Raw genomic sequence first — 16,044 nt, forward strand, 5'->3', positions numbered from 1 at the left:
GAAAAGAAAAAACGGACCAACTTTTTAATCAAGCTTTAAATAAAGTTTTGGCAGATTTGCAAAATCAAAGTTACGAAATCATTGACGTACAACTTTCAGCTGGCCTTACCGCTTGGTGGGAAGCTACAGCACGCTATTTGATTTTATATAAATAAGATAAAGGAATAAAAAAATGGAAATGACAATGCGTTGGTTTGGTTCAAATGCAGATAAGATAAAACTTTCTGAAATTGCCCAAGTTCCAGGTGTTAAAGGAGTCGTTGGAATGATTATGGACATTCCAGCGGGAGAAATTTGGCCAAAGGAGAGAATCAAAGCACTTAAAGAAGAAATTGAAGCCGCAGGTTTAAGTTTAAAAGTAATTGAATCTGTCAATATTCATGATGATATCAAAATTGGTTTGCCAACTCGTGATAAATATATTGAGAATTATAAAGAAACGATTCGAAATCTTGCTGAGTTTGGGATTGAAGTGATTTGCTATAATTTTATGCCTGTATTTGACTGGTTGAAATCAGATTTGGATTATCATTTATCTGATAATTCACAAACTATGGCTTTTATTGCTGGGGATATTCCAGCAAACCCTCAGGAGATAATTGACCGCGTTCAAGCAGCGGATGGTGGCTTTTCACTACCGGGTTGGGAACCTGAAAGATTATCAGAAGTCAGAGGACTCTTTGAGGCATACAAAAATGTCGATGAGCATAAATTGCGTGAAAATTTTGCTTATTTTCTAAAAGCAATCATTCCTACATGTGAAGAAGTTGGGATTAAAATGGCGGTTCACCCTGATGACCCTCCTTATCCGATGTTTGGGCTTCCTCGGGGTGGTGAAAAATCGGGAAGATTTAGATTGGATATGTAATGTTGTAGATAGTCCGTCAAACGCGATTACGCTTTGTACGGGGTCGATTGCTGAAGATCCAGCTAATAATGTCTATGAAATTATGGCTGAATTTGTCAAAAGAGACCGAATTCCTTTTGCACATGTGCGGAATATTAAATTTTTGCCAAGTGGTGAAAAAGATTTTTATGAAGCTCCTCATATGTCGGAGTATGGTTCGCTTGATATGTATAAAATAATGAAAGCCATGTATGATAATGGTTTTGATGGCTATATTCGTCCAGACCATGGTCGAATGATTTGGGGAGAAACAGGACGCCCAGGCTACGGTTTATATGACCGAGCACTTGGAGCAAGTTATCTTAATGGGCTTTGGGAGGCGCTTGAGAAAACGAATCAATAAATAAAAATGATATGAAGAAATCTATTTTAAAGAACTTTTTGTGAAAAAATGTGCGGAGAATACTCTCCGCTAAAATTAAAACGTTGGAGTAAGCGTTTCACAAAGTTCACAAATTAACAAAGTTTATGGAAAAATTTGTCAATTTTCACTGACAAAAATATAAAAATAGGAGAATCTGTTTAAAATGGCAGAAAAACAAAAAACTTCATGGGTTTATACCCCAAAAGCAATCAATACAAGGCGTGGTCTTCTTTACGGTTTGACTGATTTAATGGGCGGAGGCTGGAATAACATTGTTTCAGGAGTTATCTTTGTCTTTGTTCTTTCACAAGGAATTAGTCCTCTTTTTACAGGAGCAGTTTTGGGAATTGGTCGGATTATTGATGCCATCTGGTCCCTCTTTTTTGGGGCAATTACTGACCGTTTTTATCGAACAAGATTAGGACGAAAATATGGCCGACGTCATTTCTTTATTGCACTTGGCGGAATATTATTTGCGATTTTATTTCCAATGTTTTGGATTTCAACTAGCAGTTGGCAATATTATCTTTGGGTTTATGTTGCTATTGAGGTAGCGATTTCCATGATTTTAATTCCTTGGGAAACCTTGCCTACGGAAATGACGCCTGATTATAAAAAAAGAACCACTCTTTCAGGGAGTCGAATGTTTATTTCAGCAACTGGAACGGCTATTGTCTTCTTTACCTTAGCTGTACTTAAGTCATTTAATAATCCTAATGCTTATCTTTATACGGGAATTACTTGGACAGTCATTTTTGTCATTGCCATTTTCACTTCATGGCGAGCAAGCTGGGAACGTCCTTTAACTCCAGAATTTCTAGCAGAATTAGATGCTCAACCACGACTTGGATTTAGTGGATTTATGAAAAAAACAGTGACAGATTACTTTGGCACTTTCAAAAATAAATCATTCAGAAAACATTTATTGGTTTATCTCCTCTCATTTACAGGAAAAGATTTCTATTCTACACTGCTCCCAACTTTTATCGTGATTGGATTGTCTGGAACATCTGCCAATGCTCCGTGGGTTCTCCAAGCACTCTCAGCATTTGGTATTCTATCGACTATTGCCGCAGTAAAATTAATGGTCACTCGTGGTCCGAAATATTTATTTACTTTGAGTTATTTGGCGATTATTGTGGCCATGTTAGGTTATTTTGTTATCTATTTGACAGGGATTAATAATCCAATGTGGATGCTTGTGATTGTTTCCATTATTTATCAACTTGGACGAGGAATTTTAGAATTTACTCCTTGGAATGTTTTCCCTTTTATACCCGATGTTGACCGAATTTTTACACATGGTGATAAAGCGGGCGTATATGCTTCTGTCATGACTTTCTTTCGTAAATCAACAGGGGCACTTGCAACATATATTGCTGGCTGGGCTCTTGAAGAAATTGGATTTAATTCCACAACAATGACGACTCATGCAAATACACCATTAGGTATTCAGCACGGAATTATGTTGATTTTCATCTTTGTTCCAATTGGCTTGTTAGCAGCCGCATTGATTGCAGCTCGCACCTTTAAACTTAATCGAGCCAATCATGATATTTTAAAAGCAGAATTGCAACGCCTTGAAGAAGGAGGCTCAAAAACTGATGTAACTCTTGAAACACGTCAGGTCGTTGAATTACTGACAGGTCACTCTTATGAAAAATGTTGGCCTGACCAAGCAGACATTTAATGACAAAAGCTTAAAAGTTTAGTGACAGGCGCTGTCAGTAAACTTATCGGAGAAAAACGATGGAAAATCAATTGTTAACACTAAAAAATAATGAGCTTACTGTTCAAATTAATCCAAAAGGGGCCGAATTAACTCATGTAATTGAGAATAAAAATAAATTTGATTTTATTTGGAATGGTTCTGAGTGGCCAAAACATGCCCCAATTTTATTTCCGGCTATTGGACGTTCAACTGATGATGAATATTTGCTGAACCAGAAGATTTATCCGATGCAACAACATGGTTTTGCTTCAGATTATTTCTTTGAAATTATTGACCAGAAAGAAGACCAGATAAGTTTGTCATTAAAAGATAACGAGGAAACTTATCAATCCTACCCTTTTCAATTTGAATTAAAAGTCACTTATCAACTGGTCAGTAAAAAATTGAAGATTCAATTTGAAATAAAAAATCTGTCAGTAAAAAAATTGACTTTTGCCTTAGGATTTCATCCAGCTTTTAACCTGTCAGCAAATTTTGAAGATTACCAGATTTCCTTTGAAACTAAGGATAAGACTTTAAAACAATTTGAAATTGTCAAAAATCCATTTCCTTATCGTTCGGGAAAAATCATAGAAATTAATAAAGCTGTCAGTAATTTTCCACTTGAAAGAGAATTCTTTGAAAAAGGGCTCGTCATTTTTGACAATAAAATCGAGGAGGTGAAACTTTTTTCACAAGAGACAGATTATCAAATGACCATGAAAATGGCGGATTTTCCTTATCTTTGCTTGTGGACAAAAGAAGACGAAAATCTTTCTTACCTCTGTATTGAACCCTTCCAAGGACTGCCTGATATTCTCAATCAAAAACAAGAACTCTTGCAAAAAGAAGGAAATATCAGCTTAAAATCAAATGAATCAAAAACTTATGAAGTTGAATTAACTTTTAATAGTAATAAAGGAGAATCATGAAATTTTTATCAGAAGATTTTTTACTAACGAATGAAAGTGCCAAGATGCTTTTTCATAAACATGCAGAAAAAATGCCAATTATTGATTATCATTGCCATCTTGAACCCGCAGAAATTTATGAAAATAAAAAATATGAAAATTTAACACAAATTTGGCTAGGTGGGGATCATTATAAATGGCGTTTGCTCCGTGCGAACGGCATTCCTGAAAAATTGATTACTGGAGATGGAGAGGATTATGAAAAGTTTTTAGCATTTGCTAAAACACTCGAAAAATCATTTGGTAATCCAATTTATGAATGGACTCATCTGGAATTAAAACGATTTTTCCATATTGATAAGTTGATTTCAAGCGAGACAGCCAAAGAAATTTGGGATGAAGCGAACCAAATGCTTGCCACAGATGATTTCAGACCATGCGCATTGATTAAAAATTCACAGGTAAAAGTTGTTTGTACAACAGATGACCCTGTTTCAACGCTTTCTTATCATAAATTATTAGCCAAAGAGGAAAAAGATTTCAAAGTTTTGCCAGCTTTAAGACCAGACCATTTAATTTCGATTACTGACGGACATTTTGCAGACTATTTGACAGAGCTGTCAGCAGTTTCTGGAATTGAAATAAAAGGTTTTAAGACGATGATTAAGGCACTTGAACAAAGATTTGAATTTTTCACAAGCCTTGGTGGACGTTTGTCTGACCACTCCTTATCTACCTATACTTTTGCAGAAACTAAAAACGTGGATTTAGATTCTATCCTTCAGAAAGCCAAAGAAAATCAAACTTTAACAGACCTAGAATATAATCAATACATTACGGCAATAATCCTTGAAATTATGAAATTAAATAAAAAATTTGAATGGACAATGCAACTCCATGTTAACGTCAACCGTTCTATCAATGGCCCAGCCTTAAGTAAAATTGGTGAAAATACTGGATTTGATAGTATGGATACTCAAGCTAATATTTCTGAGGAATTAACCAAACTCTTTAGCAAAGCAGCAGAACTTGAAACCATACCAAAAACCATTCTCTACTCCCTTAATCAAAATGATTGGCTTGAATTAGCCACAATGATTGGCTGTTTTCAAGGTGAAGGAGTGCAACAATTACAACTTGGAGCTGGTTGGTGGTTCAATGACACCAAAAAAGGAATGGAAAACCAATTAGAGATTTTTGCTTCACAAAGTTTATTGTCCAATTTTGTAGGAATGTTGACAGATTCACGGAGCTTTTTAAGTTATCCACGTCATGAATATTTCCGTCGCGTCCTCTGTAATTTTGTTGGACAGTTGATTGAAAATGGTAGAATCCCTGATAATGAAGCACTTGTTGGAAAAATGATTGAAGATATTAGTTATAATAATGTGCATGATTATTTTGGATTTTTCAAAGATGAGGACTCTAAGCAATGACTGAATTTATAACTCTTGGCGAACCTTTAGTCGTTCTTGCCTCAGAAAATCAAGATATAAGTTTAGATGCAGCTGAGCATTTCAGCAAATATTTAGCTGGTGCGGAGCTAAATGTTGCGATTGGTTTGAGTCGTCTAGGACATAAAGGAATTTATATTTCTAAAGTCGGAGAGGATTCATTTGGGAATTTTATTATTGAGTCAGTCAAAAAAGCGGAGATTGAAACGACCTATCTCACCAAAGATAAAAACTATTCAACAGGCTTTTATTTAAAACAAAAAGTAAGTGAGGGCGACCCAAAAGTTGATTATTATCGCAAAAATTCTGCAGCGGCCAATTTATCCATTGCTGAACTAAAAGCTCTAGATTTATCAGGGATAAAAATTGCGCATCTCTCAGGAATTTTTCCAGCCCTTTCAGAAACTAGTTTAAAAACATTTCAAGGGTTCAATCAAAAATTAAATGAAGCAGATATTTTAACCATTTTCGATCCAAATTTACGACCTGTACTTTGGGATAATCAAGAAAAAATGATAAGAATAATCAATGATTTAGCAAAGCAAAGTCAAATCATTCTGCCAGGAATAAATGAAGGTGAAATCTTGACCGGTTCATTTGAACCAGAAAAAATCGCTGATTTTTACCTTGAGCAGAGCACTCTCACAAAGATTGTAGTTGTCAAATTAGGCGCTGATGGTGCTTTTGTAAAATTAAAAAATGGTGAACAATATTTTATTTCTGGATTTAAAGTAGCAAAAGTTGTTGATACGGTTGGAGCAGGAGACGGATTCGCCGTTGGTCTTGAGTCTGCCTTACTTGAAGGAAAAACCTTAAAAGAAGCCGTCAAGCGCGCCTGTGCCGTTGGAGCATTAGCAGTTCAAAGCTCAGGAGATAGTGAAGGTTATCCCACAAAAGAAGAACTAAAAGCATTTTACAAGGAGATGTAGTCATGCAAAGAGCAGAATTATTAAATAAAGTGATTCAATCAGGAGTCGTCTCGGTCGTCCGAGCTGAGAGTGGCGAAAAAGCATTAAAAATCGTAGAAGCTGTCGTCTCAGGAGGAATCACTTCTATCGAATTGACCTATTCAGTCCCGCGAGCTAACGAAGTTATTTCTGATTTGGTAGCCAAGTATCTAGGAACAGATGTAGTGATCGGAGCAGGGACAGTTTTAGATCCGACCTCTGCTCGTTTGGCCATTGTTGCAGGGGCTCAATTTATTGTCAGTCCAAGTTTTAACAAAGAAGTCGCAAAGATATGTAATCTTTATCAGATTCCCTATGTTCCGGGAATTTTAACTCCACTCGAAGCTCAAAAAGCTTTAGAGTATGGGTCAGAGTTAATCAAACTTTTCCCAGGTGATATTACAGGTCCCAAAATGATAAAAGACTTAAAAGGTCCATTTCCTTATATTAATATCCTTCCATCGGGAGGAGTAAATGTTGATAATGTTGCTGAATGGTTTGCAGCAGGAGCAGTAGCTGTAAGTGCTGGAGGTGGGGTTACAGCTCCAGCAGCCAACAACAATTATAGTGGGGTTACTGAAAATGCCAAGAAATTTATGGCAGCATTTAAGGCAGCTAAGAAATAAAAATTAGCTATTAATTTTCCCTTTTGAATAATAAAAAACTTCATTTTTTGGAGTTTTTTTATTTTCTAAAGTTCAGTCCAATTATTTTTATTTAGTAAAAGTAATTTGGACTGTAAGCGCTATATTTTGGTAAAATAATTGAGTTATAATAAAAAATACAAGGGAGCGTTTTTATGATTAATTATGATTTAGACATTCTCTTTTTTTCAAAACATAAATTATGGAAATTAGAGCGAATATTGGAGGTCACTAATCTAGATAAAGAAAAATTTTATCGAATATTGGAGGAATTTAATCAAAAATTAGAAAATCAAGGTTTAAAAAAATTAGATTATAAAAATGAATGCTTAGCAATTTTTGATAAAATAGAAAATTTTGAAGAAACTCGTTATTCTATCAATCAAAAGACATTTATTTTATCAGAAGTTGAAAGACGTTCCCTTATATATCTACTTATTTTTACAAATGAATCTTCCCTCTCAATAGCTCTTTTTCAAAAATATCTTCAAGTAAGTAAAAATACGGTTTTAAGTGATTTAAAAAAACTTAGAGAGGAGCTTATGCGCAAAAATATTCAGATTGAATATTCAAGAAAAAAAGGATTTTACCTTAATTTTGAGGAGAAAATTTTACAGGAGAAGGCTTGGTATTATTTGCAAAATTTATCTGAGGACGCAGGATTTTATACCTTATCAAAAGTTTTAAATGATAAGGATCCATTAACTATTTTTAAGAATAATCAGCTATTGAAAAAGATAATGCAAGAACTACAGATTGAGATTGTTTATAGTCGATATCTTTCGACATTACTGTTTGCAAGTCTGCTCAAGTGTAGAGGTTTTGAAAAGGGGAGTGAAAATATTAATGAGCTACTCAAATCATTAATTATTGGGATGTCGGATGGAAAAAATACAATTGAGCAAGACAATGGTTTATACCGAATGGCCTTTAACATTATGGAAAATGTTATGAAATTAGCAGCAATTGAATTCGATGATTTCACAAAGACCTTTATGGCACTATTAGCTCACCTAACTCCTGCATACTATCGATTAAAAAATCATTTTGAATTAAAAAATGTCCTGCTTGAACGGATAAAAAAAGAGTACCACTCCTTGTTTTTACTGATGGATAACGTCCTTCAACCATTAAAAGAAGAGGTCGGTGAAATTTCAGAATCTGAGAAAGCTTATTTTGTCATTTTATTTGGTGGAGAGATTTATAAAAATAAGTACTCAGGTAAATCATTAAAAGCAATTGCACTCTGTGTAAATGGAATCAGTTCGAGTTTAATTATGCAAAAAAGACTAGAGAGTTTATTCCCGACAATGGAATTTATTCTGAGTGCTCGAGTCTCTCATTTCGAAAAATTACCTATAAATTCATATGATATTATTTTTTCAACGGTTCCTGTAAAGTCAGACAAAAAAGTTTATCTTATGTCAGCTTTTCCAGAGCAGCGTGAAGAAAATAAGCTCTATAATCAAGTTTTACAAGATTTTCAGCTCCCAGGTTTTATAAAACCATCTGCTCAAACTATTTTAGATTCAATAGAACCGTACATTATTATAAAAAAACCAGCAAGTAAACTGGATTTAATAAAAATTATTGAAAAAAAATTAAATCGTACTAGAAAAGAAGGGAAACTATCAGGAGTTATGCTAACAGATTTACTTACAAAAGAAAAAATAAATTTTACCAATAGAGAATTGACCTGGCAAGAAGCAATTGAATTAGCTGCACAGCCCCTTCTTGATAAACATGAAATTGAAGAGCGTTATATCAAAGCTATTATTGATAAAGTAGAAGCTTTCGGCCCTTATATTGACTTAGGATTGGGAATTGCCCTTCCTCATGCTCGTCCAGAGGAAGGGGTCAAAAAATTAGGAATGTCATTTTTAAGATGTGAACATCCAGTAAAGTTAATGAACGATGATAAGCATGAAATTAAACTTTTTATTGTTTTAGCAGCTATTGATAATGAGACCCATCTTAGAGCTTTATCAACACTTACTAAGATATTATCAAATAAAGAACGCTTGGGTCAGTTACTTGCAGCAACAAATGCAACAGAAGTTGAACAAATACTTTTAGAAGAAGAAGGAGAAAAATAATATGAAATTTGCATGTGTATGTCAATCTGGGTTAGGAACGAGTTTTATGGTTCAAATGAACATTCAGTCATTATTAGAAGAATCAGGAGTAAATATTGATTATTTCGAATTGGAGCATATGGATGTTGGGTCAGCAACACCAGATGCAGCGGATTATTTTTTTGTTGAGGCAACATTAGTATCTGCTCTTCCTAATATTCCAACAGAAAAAATTATGCCACTTCAGTCAATTATTGATAAAGAAGTTGCGCGTGAAGCACTTTATAAAGTGCTTGATGAAAATAACATAAGTCATCAATAAGAAAAAATAAATCGAATCTATAAAGTACAAAATTTTTCTAGACTAGAGGAGAAAAATAAAATGAATGGTATTTTAAACTTTATTGTATCAGTCGCAACTACTCCAGCGCTTTTAGTTGGATTAATTGCAATGTTGGGATTGATTTTGCAGAAAAAAACAGCAAGTACAGTTATCCAAGGTTCAATTAAAACATTTGCAGGTTTTTTGGTTTTGACTGGGGGTGCGGGGATATTAGTTACCTCATTGAATCCCTTTGCAACGATGTTTCAACATGTCTTTAATGCTAAGGGAGTTGTACCATCCAATGAAGCGGTGGTTGCTTTAGCATTAGTGAAGTATGGAACACCCGCAGCCTTAATTATGATTGTGGGATTTATTGTCAATGTAATACTTGCACGTTTTACAAGATTTAAATATATTTTCTTGACTGGGCAAGCAATGCTCTATGTATCAACAATGTCAGCTGTTGTACTTATTTCTGCTGGACTAGGAAATGGTTGGTTGACAATCTTGTTAGGAGGAATATTTGAAGGAACATTGCTGACAATCACACCCGCTCTAACTCAACGCTATATGCGGAAGATCACTAGTAATGATGAAGTTGCAATGGGCCATACTGGCAATATGGGCTATGCTCTATCCGGTTGGCTTGGAGAAAAATTTGGAAATAAGGATCCAGAAAAATCAACTGAAAAATTAAATATCCCTTTATATTGTCTATGCGGTCATTCAAGCAGGGACTTTTGCAGCAGGATTTGTGGTTGTTCTTCAAGGCGTTCGTATGATTTTGTCAGAAATTATTCCAGCATTTCAAGGGATTGCTAAAAAGCTTGTTCCTAACTCAAAACCAGCATTAGATGTTCCAATAGTATTTCCTTATGCGCCCAATGCTGTTTTAATTGGATTTTTTGTCTCATTTATTGTTGGAGTTATTTCTATGCTAATAATGCTTGGCTTAGGAACAACTGTGATTATTCCTGGTGTTGTTGGTATCTTCTTTTGTGGAGGAGCAGCAGGAGTTTATGGCAATGCTTTTGGAGGTTTGCGTGGGGCGATTATCGGCTCAACAGCGAATGGATTACTGTTAGCTTGGGGTCCACTTTTAATTCTGCCTGCCTTAGGTTCGTTTGGAGCGAATTCTGCATCGACCTTTGCAGATTCAGATTATATTGTTTCAGGAGGATTGCTTGGGGTAATTGGCAAAGCTGGATCAATAGCATTAATTTCCTTTATAATAATTTTTCTCTTAATTGTATTAATGACGAGTTTGATTTTGAATAGAAGAGATAAAATTAATTCAAAAAGCAAAGAATTATAATTGAAAAAATAATTTTTTTGAAGATTTATAAAAACAGGTCAACCGCAACCTTTCCTACCAAAATTAAAAAGATTTTCATATAAAAACATAAAAAAAGAAAAAAATTTTAATTTCAGAGAATGAAAACCGTTTCTAACTTGTGTTATAATGTGAGTATAAATAAAAAATATGGAGAAATCTTATGTTTGATACTACTGATCAATTGGCTGTAAATACGATTCGTACTCTATCATTAGATGCGATTCAAAAAGCAAATTCAGGACATCCTGGACTTCCAATGGGCTCTGCACCAATGGCTTATGTACTTTGGAGCAAATTTCTTAATGTGAACCCTAAGACAAGTCGTAAATGGTCAAATCGTGACCGTTTTGTCTTGTCTGCTGGTCATGGTTCTGCAATGTTATATAGTTTATTACATTTGGCAGGTTATAATGTAACGACTGATGATTTAAAAGGTTTCCGTCAATGGCAATCAAAAACACCGGGACATCCAGAAGTTAATCATACAGATGGTGTTGAAGCAACAACAGGTCCTTTAGGACAAGGAATTGCCAATGCTGTCGGTATGGCAATGGCTGAAGCACATTTAGCTGCGCAATACAATAAACCTGGTTTTGATATTGTTGACCATTACACTTACGCCTTAAATGGTGATGGTGATTTGATGGAAGGTGTTTCACAAGAAGCAGCTTCACTTGCAGGTAAATTGAAACTTGGTAAATTGATTCTTTTCTATGATTCAAATAATATTTCTCTAGATGGTGACTTATCTATGTCATTTATTGATGATATTCAAAAACGTTTTGAATCATATGGCTGGCAACATTTATTGGTAAAAGATGGAAATGATTTAGAAGAAATTGCAGCAGCTGTTGAAGTGGCTAAAGCTGAAAAATCTAAACCAACAATTATTGAAGTTAAAACAGTCATTGGTTTTGGTGCCGAAAAACAAGGAACTTCAGCAGTTCACGGAGCTCCTCTTGGAGCTGAAGGTGTTGCATTTGCCAAGAAAGCATATGGTTGGGATTACCCTGAATTTACAGTTCCTGAAGAAGTTTCAAAACGCTTTTTAGAAACGACAGTTGCGCGTGGTGAAGCAATGGAGCAAGTATGGCGCAATACTTTTGATGATTATTCTGAAAAATACCCTGAGCTTGCTGAGCAATACGCAAAAGCTTTTGAAAATGAAACGCCAGAGCTTACTTTGACCAAGCATGAAATGGAAACAAGCAAGGCCAGCCGTGTAACTTCACAAGAATCTATCCAAGAATTATCAGCTCAAATGCCAAATCTTTGGGGCGGGTCTGCTGACCTTTCGGCTTCAAATAATACAATGGTTAAAGTTGAAGAAGACTTCATGCCAGATAACTATGCTGGACGTAATATTTGGTTTGGTGTACGTGAATTTGCGATGGGAGCCATTATGAATGGGATTGCTTTGCATGGTGGAACTCGTGTCTATGGTGGAACATTCTTCGTCTTCTCAAACTACATGCTTCCTTCTGTTCGGATGGCTGCTCTACAAAGCTTGCCAGTCACTTATGTTTGGACACATGATTCCATTGCTGTTGGGGAAGATGGTCCAACTCACGAACCTGTTGAACAATTAGCTTCTGTTCGCTCAATTCCTAATTTGGATGTAATTCGTCCAGCTGATGGAAATGAAGTAGTGGCTGCATGGCGTCGTGCTGCATCAAGTAAAAGCCGCCCAACCGCACTTATTTTGACTCGTCAAAATCTTCCAGTTTTACCTGATACTTATGAATTGGCTGAAGAAGGTCTGAATCGTGGGGCCTATATTCTTTCAAAAGAAGAAGGAAAACTTGAAGGAATCATCATTGCGACTGGTTCAGAAGTAGCATTAGCTCTTGAAGCTAAGAAGACTTTGGGTTCTGGCATTCGTGTCGTTTCAATGCCTTCAATGAATATTTTTGACGAACAAGAAGCAGCTTATCGCGAAGAAATTTTACCAAAAGCTGTAAGACGTCGTTTAGCGATTGAAGCTGGTACAAGTTACGGATGGGGTAAATATGTTGGACTTGATGGTGCAACAGTTACAGTAGATACTTGGGGCGCTTCGGCACCAGCAAATATCGTTCTTCCGGCTTACGGATTTACTGCTGAAAATGTAGTTAAAGCATACAAAGAGCTTGACTAATATTGAAAAAGGAGTTCTGATTTTTTGTCAGAGCTCTTTTGATTACAAACAAGTCTGTCAGTAAATTTTAATTAAAAAATAGAAAGGAAATAAGATGGGAATTTTACTTGCAATTATTGTGGGAGTAGCTTCAATTTTGAACTTAATGTATGGACAAAATCAGCCAATCCAATATTTACTGACAGTTCTGTCAGTAATATCTTTAATCCTTTATCGTGGGAAAAGAACTAAAAGGGTTCATTATAATGGATATGGTCAGAATTATTTTACGATAGGATTTACTATTTGTATCCTTAGTTTTGTGGGAACGGTAGGAATTTTGATTGGCTTCTTGTTTCATTTAGCATAATATGTTAAAATTTAAGTATGCGATGAGTCGAATAATTCTACTTTGTAGAATTTCGAAGCTAAGGAATACTGGGAAATTGGGTTTTCCGCGCAGGAAGCGTGAGTATTTGTCAAATTGTGTGAACCTTTTTGACACACTTTTAGTGCCTTTAAAAGCCCTCGAAAGAGGGCTTTTTTTACGTAACGATTAAAATAATTAATAAAAAAATCTTGTTATAATCAGATGAATACAATGCTGAAAAAACTTCAAAACAATCTATTATAGGAGTTAATCATATTTTCAATGTTATTATTAGCAAGAGTTAAGAAAAATATGATAAAATTAAAGTGTCAACATCTTTATATATTTTTTAAAATAGAAAGGAAATTATCATGGATGTTTCATGGATGACAAAATATATTGCTGAGGGATTGGGAACTATGCTTCTCGTCTTGCTTGGTAATGGTACAATTGCTGGGGTAACCCTCAAAGGCTCTAAAAATGAGGGCATGGGTGGTCTTGCAATTGCATGGGGATACGGAATTGCGATTTTAGTTCCTGTACTTGCTTTTGCAAATGTTTCAGGTGCACATATTAACCCAGCAATTACAATTGGACTCGCTTCAGCTGGTTATTTCCCTTGGGCACATGTTGCACAATATATTTTGGCACAACTTATTGGTGCAATTATTGGTCAATTACTTGTTGTAGCGATTTATAAAGAATACTTCGCTAAAACTAATGATGGAGCAATTTCTTTAGGCGCTTTTTCAACAACTAACGCTTTGGATAATGGTTCAAATCGTGGAAAAGCAATTTTCAACGGATTTATCAATGAAGTAATCGGAATGTTTGTATTTGTTTTCGGAATTCTCAGTTTTACAACGAACTTCTTTGGTGCAGAATCAATCAAATGGATGACAAGTTACGCTCAACAACAAGGAGCTGATGTTACAGCGAATGCAACAGTAAGCCAAATTTGGGCTTCTGTTTCAGGCGCTTCATCATCTAAAATGATTGGTGCGCTTGCTATTGGTTTGATGTTTGTTGGTTTGGTTACAGCATTTGGTGGACCAACTGGTGCAGCATTGAATCCAGCACGTGACCTTGGTCCTCGTATCGTTTATAGCTTCTTGCCACAATCAGTTGTTGGTGAAAATAAAGACGCTAAATGGTGGTACGCTTGGGTTCCAGTTGTTGCCACAATCGTTGGTGCAGTAATTGCAGCTACAGTCTTTAAACTTATGTTTAAATAAAAACAAAAATTTCTGTCGAAAGGCAGATTTTTTCTTGCCCTTAGAACTTAAAAGCGCTATAATAATTATAATTTACTGAAAAGGACAGACAATTATGACACAATATAATATCGCCGTCGTTGGTGTTACTGGTGCCGTGGGTACACGTATGCTTGAACAATTAGAAGAATCTACACTTCCTATAGAAACCGTACGTGCGCTTGCAAGTAAACGTTCGGCAGGAAAAATTGTTGAATTTAAGGGGCAAGAGCTTGTTGTAGAAGAATTGACTGAGGATAGTTTTGAAGGTATTGATATTGCTCTTTTTTCAGCCGGAGGCTCAGTATCAGAAAAATATGCCCCTTATGCTGTAAAAGCTGGAGCTGTTGTCGTAGATAACACCTCATTTTTCCGTCAAAACCCTAATGTCCCCTTGGTTGTTCCAGAAGTTAATGCACATGCTTTGGAAAAACACAATGGAATAATTGCCTGTCCTAATTGCTCAACGATTCAAATGATGGTTGCTTTAGAGCCGATTCGTCAAGCTTATGGGCTTGAGCGAGTAATTGTCAGCACTTATCAAGCGGTCTCTGGTGCGGGTCAATCAGCAATTAATGAAACAAATCGTGAACTCCAAGAAGCACTTGATGGAAAAGCACTGACAGAATTGTCAGCAGAAATTTTACCGTCTGCTGGAGATAAAAAACATTATCCAATTGCTTACAATGCGCTTGCACAAATTGATGTATTTACTGACAACGATTATACTTATGAAGAAATGAAAATGACAAATGAAACCAAGAAAATCATGGAAGATGATTCAATTGCGGTTTCGGCAACTTGTGTCAGAATTCCAGTTCTTTACGGTCATTCTGAGTCAGTTTATGTTGAAACGAAAAAAGTAGCAGATATTGCTGAGGTTAAACGTTTGATTTCTGAATTCCCAGGAGCTGTTTTAGAAGATGATGTTGCTCATCAAATTTATCCACAAGCCATTAATTCAGTTGGTCGTCGTGAAACTTTTGTGGGTCGTATTCGCCGTGATTTGGATGCAGCAAATGGGATTCATCTTTGGGTAGTTTCTGACAATTTACTCAAAGGAGCAGCTTGGAATTCTGTTCAAATTGCTGAAACGCTACATGAGCGTGGCTTAGTTAGACCAACTCATGAGTTAAAATTTGAACTGAAATAATGTCTGTTAAATGAGTTATATCAGTAAAATTCGTGAAAAAATTGGCCATGAGCTTTTGATTTATCTGGGAGCAGGCGTTATTGTCTATTCTGATGAAAAAATCCTCTTACAAAAATGTAAAGATAACGGAACTTGGGTTTTACATGCGGGTGGCATAGAAGTTGGTGAAGAACTTGAGGAAACTGCTCGCCGAGAATTATTTGAAGAAACGGGACTAAAAGCAGGTAAACTTGAGCTTTTAGGAATTTATTCAGGACAAGACCGTTTTATAACTTATCCCAATATGGACCAAGTTTATATGCCAGGCCTTTATTATATTTGTCGAGATTTCACAGGGAGTTTAAGACCACAAATGAGTGAAGTTGAAGAGCTGAAATGGTTTAAATTTAAAGAAATTCCAAAAAATATTCATGAGCCAAATCGCCGTGTTATCGAAGATTTCATCCAATTAATTGCGAAAGAATAATAAACTAGACTG

At 35.6% G+C, this 16,044-nt stretch carries 12 protein-coding genes and 2 pseudogenes; all 14 read left to right on the plus strand.

From position 1 onward, the window contains the following. The first annotated feature begins 172 nt into the window (after positions 1–172). A pseudogene (uxuA, locus tag PYW37_RS04060) lies at positions 173–1,250 on the plus strand (mannonate dehydratase). Between the two features lie 184 nt (positions 1,251–1,434). Continuing rightward, on the plus strand, positions 1,435–2,961 hold the full coding sequence (locus PYW37_RS04065; protein WP_025017022.1) for an MFS transporter: 1,527 nt from the start codon (positions 1,435–1,437) through the stop codon (positions 2,959–2,961). A 59-nt stretch (positions 2,962–3,020) separates the two neighbouring features. Then, positions 3,021–3,914, plus strand: a complete 894-nt coding sequence (locus PYW37_RS04070; RefSeq protein WP_003129425.1) for an aldose 1-epimerase family protein — start codon at positions 3,021–3,023, stop codon at positions 3,912–3,914. Further along, a complete protein-coding gene (uxaC, locus tag PYW37_RS04075) occupies positions 3,911–5,329 on the plus strand; it encodes a glucuronate isomerase (protein ID WP_025017021.1) in 1,419 nt (472 codons plus the stop codon). The genes PYW37_RS04070 and uxaC overlap by 4 nt, the downstream gene beginning before the upstream one ends. Beyond that, positions 5,326–6,276: a sugar kinase gene (locus PYW37_RS04080; RefSeq protein ID WP_023189669.1), complete on the plus strand. Its 951-nt coding sequence runs from the start codon at positions 5,326–5,328 to the stop codon at positions 6,274–6,276. The genes uxaC and PYW37_RS04080 overlap by 4 nt, the downstream gene beginning before the upstream one ends. A gap of 2 nt (positions 6,277–6,278) precedes the next feature. After that, positions 6,279–6,920, plus strand: coding sequence for a bifunctional 4-hydroxy-2-oxoglutarate aldolase/2-dehydro-3-deoxy-phosphogluconate aldolase (locus PYW37_RS04085; RefSeq protein ID WP_017864827.1), 642 nt, complete (start codon positions 6,279–6,281; stop codon positions 6,918–6,920). A gap of 173 nt (positions 6,921–7,093) precedes the next feature. Next, a complete protein-coding gene (locus tag PYW37_RS04090; RefSeq protein ID WP_023189668.1) occupies positions 7,094–9,034 on the plus strand; it encodes a BglG family transcription antiterminator in 1,941 nt (646 codons plus the stop codon). A gap of 1 nt (position 9,035) precedes the next feature. Then, positions 9,036–9,335 (plus strand): PTS sugar transporter subunit IIB, encoded by a 300-nt coding sequence (locus PYW37_RS04095; protein ID WP_025017020.1) that lies wholly within the window; start codon positions 9,036–9,038, stop codon positions 9,333–9,335. Between the two features lie 60 nt (positions 9,336–9,395). Beyond that, a pseudogene (locus PYW37_RS04100) lies at positions 9,396–10,653 on the plus strand (PTS ascorbate transporter subunit IIC). Positions 10,654–10,834: 181 nt separating this feature from the next. After that, on the plus strand, positions 10,835–12,811 hold the full coding sequence (tkt, locus tag PYW37_RS04105; RefSeq protein ID WP_023189664.1) for a transketolase: 1,977 nt from the start codon (positions 10,835–10,837) through the stop codon (positions 12,809–12,811). A gap of 94 nt (positions 12,812–12,905) precedes the next feature. Then, on the plus strand, positions 12,906–13,160 hold the full coding sequence (locus tag PYW37_RS04110) for a hypothetical protein (protein ID WP_025017019.1): 255 nt from the start codon (positions 12,906–12,908) through the stop codon (positions 13,158–13,160). A 371-nt stretch (positions 13,161–13,531) separates the two neighbouring features. Beyond that, positions 13,532–14,395: an MIP/aquaporin family protein gene (locus PYW37_RS04115; RefSeq protein WP_003129417.1), complete on the plus strand. Its 864-nt coding sequence runs from the start codon at positions 13,532–13,534 to the stop codon at positions 14,393–14,395. A 94-nt stretch (positions 14,396–14,489) separates the two neighbouring features. Further along, positions 14,490–15,566: an aspartate-semialdehyde dehydrogenase gene (locus PYW37_RS04120; RefSeq protein ID WP_023189663.1), complete on the plus strand. Its 1,077-nt coding sequence runs from the start codon at positions 14,490–14,492 to the stop codon at positions 15,564–15,566. A gap of 10 nt (positions 15,567–15,576) precedes the next feature. Next, the gene (locus PYW37_RS04125; protein WP_023189662.1) at positions 15,577–16,032 is read left to right on the plus strand and encodes an NUDIX hydrolase; all 456 of its coding nucleotides are present in this window, start codon (positions 15,577–15,579) and stop codon (positions 16,030–16,032) included. Positions 16,033–16,044 lie beyond the last annotated feature (12 nt).

The organism is Lactococcus lactis (assembly GCF_029023865.1).
Classification (GTDB): Bacteria; Bacillota; Bacilli; order Lactobacillales; family Streptococcaceae; genus Lactococcus; species Lactococcus lactis.

What these genes read in the sequence shown, in the direction of transcription:
- PYW37_RS04065 (WP_025017022.1), top strand. Translation starts at nt 1,435, where the DNA reads ATGGCAGAAAAACAAAAAACTTCATGGGTTTATACCCCAAAAGCAATC.
- PYW37_RS04070 (WP_003129425.1), top strand. Translation starts at nt 3,021, where the DNA reads ATGGAAAATCAATTGTTAACACTAAAAAATAATGAGCTTACTGTTCAA.
- uxaC (WP_025017021.1), top strand. Translation starts at nt 3,911, where the DNA reads ATGAAATTTTTATCAGAAGATTTTTTACTAACGAATGAAAGTGCCAAG.
- PYW37_RS04080 (WP_023189669.1), top strand. Translation starts at nt 5,326, where the DNA reads ATGACTGAATTTATAACTCTTGGCGAACCTTTAGTCGTTCTTGCCTCA.
- PYW37_RS04085 (WP_017864827.1), top strand. Translation starts at nt 6,279, where the DNA reads ATGCAAAGAGCAGAATTATTAAATAAAGTGATTCAATCAGGAGTCGTC.
- PYW37_RS04090 (WP_023189668.1), top strand. Translation starts at nt 7,094, where the DNA reads ATGATTAATTATGATTTAGACATTCTCTTTTTTTCAAAACATAAATTA.
- PYW37_RS04095 (WP_025017020.1), top strand. Translation starts at nt 9,036, where the DNA reads ATGAAATTTGCATGTGTATGTCAATCTGGGTTAGGAACGAGTTTTATG.
- tkt (WP_023189664.1), top strand. Translation starts at nt 10,835, where the DNA reads ATGTTTGATACTACTGATCAATTGGCTGTAAATACGATTCGTACTCTA.
- PYW37_RS04110 (WP_025017019.1), top strand. Translation starts at nt 12,906, where the DNA reads ATGGGAATTTTACTTGCAATTATTGTGGGAGTAGCTTCAATTTTGAAC.
- PYW37_RS04115 (WP_003129417.1), top strand. Translation starts at nt 13,532, where the DNA reads ATGGATGTTTCATGGATGACAAAATATATTGCTGAGGGATTGGGAACT.
- PYW37_RS04120 (WP_023189663.1), top strand. Translation starts at nt 14,490, where the DNA reads ATGACACAATATAATATCGCCGTCGTTGGTGTTACTGGTGCCGTGGGT.
- PYW37_RS04125 (WP_023189662.1), top strand. Translation starts at nt 15,577, where the DNA reads ATGAGTTATATCAGTAAAATTCGTGAAAAAATTGGCCATGAGCTTTTG.